This is a genomic window from Aequoribacter sp. (genome assembly GCF_965659035.1).
Classification (GTDB): Bacteria; Pseudomonadota; Gammaproteobacteria; order Pseudomonadales; family Halieaceae; genus Aequoribacter.
Genome location: NZ_CBFHWH010000102.1, coordinates 1 through 6,714, shown reverse-complemented (window position 1 = coordinate 6,714; position 6,714 = coordinate 1). Strand labels below are relative to the sequence as shown.

6 protein-coding genes are annotated in these 6,714 nt (G+C 52.8%); all 6 read right to left on the bottom strand.

Annotated features, from left to right (window positions below; all coding sequences use genetic code 11):
• The coding region (locus ACTF5Z_RS10805) for a DHH family phosphoesterase (protein ID WP_438985637.1) at nucleotides 1-1,135 on the bottom strand (1,135 nt) is incomplete at its 3' end.
• Between the two features lie 10 nt (nucleotides 1,136-1,145).
• Nucleotides 1,146-2,915 carry a gamma-glutamyltransferase gene (gene ggt / locus ACTF5Z_RS10800; protein WP_438985636.1) on the bottom strand — a complete coding sequence of 590 codons (1,770 nt, stop codon included), beginning with the start codon at nucleotides 2,913-2,915 and terminating at the stop codon, nucleotides 1,146-1,148.
• Between the two features lie 53 nt (nucleotides 2,916-2,968).
• Complete coding sequence (locus tag ACTF5Z_RS10795; RefSeq protein ID WP_438985635.1) at nucleotides 2,969-3,700, bottom strand: DUF599 domain-containing protein; 732 nt, start codon at nucleotides 3,698-3,700, stop codon at nucleotides 2,969-2,971.
• Nucleotides 3,701-5,095, bottom strand: coding sequence for a threonine synthase (gene thrC / locus ACTF5Z_RS10790; RefSeq protein WP_423849240.1), 1,395 nt, complete (start codon nucleotides 5,093-5,095; stop codon nucleotides 3,701-3,703). It lies immediately after the preceding gene.
• Nucleotides 5,096-5,111: 16 nt separating this feature from the next.
• Entirely contained in the window at nucleotides 5,112-6,419 is a 1,308-nt protein-coding gene (locus ACTF5Z_RS10785) for a homoserine dehydrogenase (RefSeq protein ID WP_438985634.1), read from the bottom strand.
• A 10-nt stretch (nucleotides 6,420-6,429) separates the two neighbouring features.
• The coding region (locus ACTF5Z_RS10780; protein WP_438985633.1) for an aminotransferase class I/II-fold pyridoxal phosphate-dependent enzyme at nucleotides 6,430-6,714 on the bottom strand (285 nt) is incomplete at its 5' end.

Genomic DNA, 6,714 nt, shown 5'->3' with positions numbered 1-6,714 from the left:
GTTCTTTGATACGAGAAGCTAAGATACCGACCACGCCCTGGTGCCAAGAGGCATCGTATAAGGTAATGGCTGCGGGCAATTTGCCCGACTCAAAGGCCGGCAGCTGCGCTAGTAATACCTGGGCGTCGGCTTTCATGGTGTGCTCGATCAAACGCCTCTCTCGATTGAACTCATCCAAACGATTTGCAAGCTCACGGGCTTCGAACAAATCGCGAGACAGCAAGCAGCGAATACCCACAGAAATGTCATCTAAACGCCCTGCGGCGTTAATGCGAGGCCCCACAGCAAAACCTAGGTCCTGGGCGACAAGCGTCCGCCATGACTTGTTGGCGACCTCTAACAATGCTTGTATGCCTGGCCGCATGATTCCTGAGCGCATGCGACGCAAGCCCTGCTCGACCAAAATTCGATTATTGCGATCCAGCGGCACGACATCCGCCACCGAACCCAAGGCCACCAAATCCAGAAACTCGGCCAAATTAGGCTCTGCTATACCTTTAGCCTCGAACCAGGCTTGGTCCCGCAAATATGCGCGCAACGCCAGCAAGACGTAAAAAATAACACCCACGCCGGCAAGCGCCTTACTTTGAAAGGCACAATCAGGTTGATTCGGATTTACAATCACATCGGCATTGGGCAGTGTCTCTGCCGGCAAATGATGATCGGTCACCAGCACTTGCCACCCTTTGGCTTTCGCTAAATCGATACCTGCATGACTCGCGATACCATTATCGACAGTCACAATCAGATCAGGCCCATACTGTGTCGCCACTTCAACGATTTCTGGCGTGAGTCCGTAGCCATAATCAAAGCGGTTGGGAACCAGATATTGCACGTCATAGCCAAAGGCTCCCATGCAACTCACAAAAAGGGTAACGCTGGTAGCACCATCGGCATCGAAGTCACCGACAACCAAAATCCTTTGGTTTCTCGACATCGCCGAAGCTAAAAGCGCAGCGGCCTCACGGGCCCCTAAAAGGCCAGAGGGCGGAAGCAGACCGCCAAAGCCTAAATCCAACTCGTCACAAGAGCGCACGCCACGGCTTGCGAGAATCCTAGCGAACAGGGCTCGCTCGTGCAGATCCGAGCCCGCACCCAGAGGATCTAGCCGTCGTTGGATAAGTGATTTAGACACAAATACTCGCTCAGTACGCCGTTACTGTCCCATCTTTTCGCATCTCGGTCGCACCCGAATATACACCGGTCTCGGGGTTTCTATAAATTGCCTGGTAACCACCAAACATAGCGCCAGCATCATTGTATTCCACCCTATGCCCCATCGCTCGCAAACGCTCTACCGTGCTTTGAGCTACACCCGGTTCAACATAAAGTACCCCATAGCCCTCGTAGGTCGTATCCGTGGGCGACGCACCGCCGTCGTGTAAAAATCGCGCGGCATCTCCTGCCGCCTGAATATCCATGCCATACACCAACCAATTAATCAGGACCTGCACATGACCCTGCGGCTGCATGCCGCCTCCCATCAGACCAAAACTCATGACAGGTCTGTCACCCTGCATCAAGAACGCTGGAATAATGGTATGAAAAGGGCGTTTGCCGGACGCATATACATTCGGGTGCCCTTCGGTCAAAGCAAACAGTTCACCCCGATCCTGCAGCATAAAGCCCAGGCCATCAGGTACAAGTCCAGACCCCATACCGCGGTAATTTGACTGAATCAAAGACACCATCATGCCCGAGGCATCGGCGACCGTAAGATACGTCGTATCGCCCTCACCCTCGAGCAACACTTCGCTTGGGCCGTAATCATTGGCAGCTTGCTTGGGATGAATACGCTGAAACTGCTGTTTACCGTATTCATCTGAAATGAGCTGCTTGAGAGGTATCTCAGCAAAATCCGGATCGGTAAAACTTGCAGCCATATCGGCAAAAGCCAAGCGTTTTGCTTCGACCATGTAATGCATCACCTCAGGAGAGCCTCGTTCCCACTGCGTGAAATCGACGTTCTTCAAGATCGACAGCATCATCAAAGCCGCGAGCCCCTGTCCGTTGGGGGGAAGCTCATACAAAGTATAGCCCTTATAGTTGACACCAAGGGGCGTTACCCACTCGCCGCGATGCGCCTCCAGATCGGTCAATCGCAAGTCCCCTCCAATGCGTTTCATATACGTGTCGATGGTTTGTGCAAGCTTACCGGAGTAAAAAGCGCTGCGCCCTTCTTGTGCAAGTAAGGCAAGCGTGTCAGCCAGATCCGGGTTGCGAAACACCTCGCCCACCAATGGCGCCTTACCGTCCGTAAAATAGGTCGCCATGGCATTATCGAGCTCTTCTATCATCGGCGCCACCTGCTTAAAACGCGCTAAATTTCGCTCAAAGTAATAAGCGATCACTGGCGAGACAGGAAAACCATCGCGGGCGTAATCGATAGCAGGTGCTAGCACCTCAGACATCGGGAGTTTCCCAAAGCGTTCATGCATTGCAAACCAACCATCGACCGTCCCGGGCACCGTAACCGACAAAGATCCGTGTGAGGGAATTCCCTCATAGTCTTTAGGCAAACGCTGCTCTTGTTTTAGCCGCGCAATTGCGCCTTTCAATTCCTGAAGATCTCGTCCCATGGGGGAACGCCCGGACCCGTTGTAGCCATAGAGTGTTTGCGTTTTTGGATCCCAAATAATTGCAAACAAATCACCGCCGATTCCGTTACCTGTGGGCTCCATCAAACCCAAAGCCGCATTCGCGGCAATGGCCGCATCAACTGCACTACCGCCCTCTTTCAGGATATCTAGCGCCACTTGAGAAGCCAGCGGTTGTGCGGTCGCTGCCATACCATTCTTGCCATACACGGGACTGCGAGAATACTCCGGCCCCACAGGACGCCCGCCCGAACCCAGCTCCTGAGCGACTGCAATTGCAGAAGCTATCAGTGCCACCAACAGAAAAATCGCGCGCATAACTAAAGCCTCCGTTTGTTACAGAGTCTGACAAATTGATTGCAGGAACTCAATTACTGATCGCGCAGGACTTGGACCGCTTTTGACGCAAACTCGCGCTGCGCGAGAGTGAACAGAACCAAAGAACTGGCCCCAAGCAAAACCCAGACGTTGATCAACCACCCCAGCAAGGCTAACGCAAAGTAATAAGCGCGCAACCCGTGATTAAAATCGTGATTAGCCAGATCGGACATCTTCGCCGCGCGCAGGGCGAAAGCCTCGAACTCATCGCTCAAGGGCAACCCGATCGGCTCTCCGTGATGGACAGGCGCCCCGCCCAACAAAATAGCGCACATAATGTACTGCCGAACCGCCCAGGTAAATTTGAAAAAAGCGTACACGAAAATCAGCGCTAAAAAGAAGAGCTTAGCCCGAACAGACTCCGCCGACGCTGAATCCGCGAGATGCGCTGAGTTAATCACCTCTACCAGACCCTCTGCCGACATCATAGCCGTTAAGGTACCGGCCAACAGCAGAATCGTCGTTGAGGCAAAAAAAGTCACCACCCGCTCTAGGTTGCCCAAGATTGTCGCATCGCTGACACGCTGCTCACGCAGCATCACCTGGCGCATCCAATGCTCTCGATGCTTGCGCATAATACTGGAAAGTGTGTTTTCCCGCTTAGCACGAAACTTTGCAATACGCGCGTAAGCAAACCAAGTACCAAAAAATATGGTAATAGCTACCCAATCTTTCACCATCAAAGGCGAATCAAAACCGCCGATCAGGGTAGCCGACCAATCCATTTAGCTGGCCACGTGGGCAGACATGTAGGCCTGCACGGTTGCAAGGTCGTTATCGATTATGTCAAACCGCTCTTCGCGATCGAATAAATCCGCCAAGTGCTCGGGCAACGGTGGTGCAAAATCTAGTCCGGCTTGAGCAATTGCGCTTGGGAACTTCGCGGCGTGAGCCGTCGCCAACGTGATCATGGGAGTTTCGGGCTTACCGTAAACACGTGCTGCCGCGACACCGATGGCTGAATGCGGGTCAGCCAAGTACTGGCAGTCGTGCCACAAACGTGCAACCTCAGCGCAGGTTTCATCGTCACTAACACGATGACTCGCGAACAAGGCTCGAGTGCGCGCCATCGCCGTGTCAGAGAAATGAATCGGTTCAGTTTTGAACTGTTCAAATAAATCTGCAATGGCCGCGCCGTCACGATCGTAGACATCAAACAATAAGCGCTCGAAGTTACTCGACACCGTGATGTCCATACTAGGGGATAGGGAAGCCTCCAGTGACATCTTGTCGTAGACACCAGTGGTCATCATTTTATGCAGCACGTCGTTTTTATTTGTGGCAATCACCAGCTGCTCTACCGGCAGTCCCATTTGTTTGGCGAGATAACCGGCAAAAATGTCACCGAAATTACCCGTGGGCACCGAAAAACTGACCGCGCGATCGGGACCGCCTACGCTCAAAGCGGCATAAAAATAGTAGACAATTTGAGCCATAATGCGGGCCCAGTTAATCGAGTTTACCGCGACTAGACCCCGATCTGCTGGCAAACCAGAGCGATCACCGAAGGTCGCTTTCACCAGCGCTTGGCAATCGTCAAAATTGCCGCGAACGGCCAAGTTATGAATATTATCACCCACAACGGTCGTCATTTGCTTTCGCTGGACATCCGACACGCGCTGATACGGATGCAGAATAAAAATGTCGATATTACTGCATCGTTTGCAGCCCTCGATTGCAGCCGACCCCGTATCACCTGAGGTCGCGCCCATGATCATAATGCGCTCATCACGGCGTTTGAGGACCTCATCAAGCAGGCGCCCGAGCAATTGCAGAGCAAAGTCTTTAAATGCCAGGGTTGGCCCATGAAACAGCTCTAGCACCCATTGATTGGGAGCGATTTGCACCATGGGTGCAATCGCATCGTGCCGAAATACCGCGTACGTATCCGCCAAAATCTTGTCTAATTCTTCCCGAGAAAACGTATCCTCAACAAAAGGATATACGATTTCGGCAGCGAGCTCAGCGTAGCTTAACGAGCGCCATGAGCGAATTTGTTCTTGACTAAAGCTCGGTAGCTGGTCGGGAACGTACAAACCGCCGTCTGATGCTAGTCCGGTGAGCAAAACATCTTCAAAATTTAACGCTGGCGCTTTACCGCGGGTACTGATGTATTTCATGACTTCCTCTTTCTCACTAACCTTTCAGCGTTTCAACGCGAATACGCATTACGTCTGAAAGTGTTGTTTCTAGCGCTTCAATTTCAGCGACTGCGCCCAGTAACTGCGCCTGCTCTGCTGGATTCGTTAACACCACTAAAGACACGCTTTGCTGACCTTTAGTGGGCGGTTTTTGGATCAGAGCCTCAATGCTGATGCCTCGCTCGCTCAGGATACTCGATACCTTAGACATGACTCCGGGCTTGTCTTGAACATTCAAGCGCAAGTACCAGGGCGTGACCACTTGAGCCATAGGCACGCTGTCGATCTCGGTAATCGAGTCGGCGTCTACACCCAAGGCGGGAATTTGAGGCAACTGATCAGCGGCCAGCTCTCGCGCAATATCCACGATATCTGCAACCACAGCTGACGCTGTCGGAGCAGCACCTGCACCTGCACCGCAATAAAGGGTTGGTCCGACCGCAGAGCCATCAATTAGCACGGCATTTTCGACGCCGTTTACGCGCGATAGCAATTGCTCCTCAGGAATCAAAGTGGGGTGCACGCGAAGGTTCACGCCTGCGTCGGTCAGCTTGGCAATACCCAAGTGCTTAATCCGGTAACCCAACTCCTCGGCAAAACTTAAGTCGGCTGGGGTTATACGCGTTACGCCTTCGGTGTATACGCCGTTGATATTCAACGGAATTCCAAAAGCAATCGCCGCCAAAATGACGAGCTTGTGCGCCGCATCAATACCCTCAACATCGAAGGTCGGGTCGGCCTCGGCGTAGCCCAAAGCTTGCGCTTCAGCCAGCACATCTTCGAAGGCGCGCTTGGCTGTACCCATCTCGGTCAAAATAAAATTGGTGGTGCCGTTGATAATACCGGCAAGCCAGTTGATCTCGTTACCCGCCAACCCTTCGCGCAGAGCTTTAATGATGGGAATACCACCGGCAACCGCGGCCTCATAGCGCAGGGCCACACCGTGTTCGCTCGCCAAAGCGAATAATTCAGTGCCACACTCGGCAATCAGCGCCTTGTTTGCAGTGACAACGTGCTTTCCCGCTTTGATCGCCCGCTCGACAAGCTCTTTGGCAACGGTTGTGCCGCCGACAAGCTCAATCAAGATATCGATCTCGGGGTCATCAACAACGTCAAAAATATCGCGACTGACCTTAATACCAGCGGTATTACAAAGCGCGTTATCTCGGCGGGCACCAATGTGCGCAATTTCCAGAACAGCGCCAGCTCTGCGGTTAATCGCTTCACCACTGGCAGCGAGGACGTTGACCGTACCGCTGCCCACCGTACCCAAACCGCAGATACCCAGTTTGATCGTTTTCATTGCGTTCCCCTTAACCGACCAAACCGTCGTTTTTAAACATTTTTTTGATGTTGCGGATCGCCTGCCGAGTTCTGTGTTCATTTTCGATCAAGCCAAAACGGACATAGCCCTCGCCATATTCACCAAACCCAATGCCCGGTGAGACGGCGACTTTGGCGTCTTTTAACAATTTCTTGCTAAACTCGAGTGATCCCAACTCACGATAGGCCTCGGGAATTTGAGCCCAGACAAACATCGTCGCTTTGGGGGGTACAACAGGCCAGCCTGCATTGTTTAGGCCGCTGCAAAGCACATC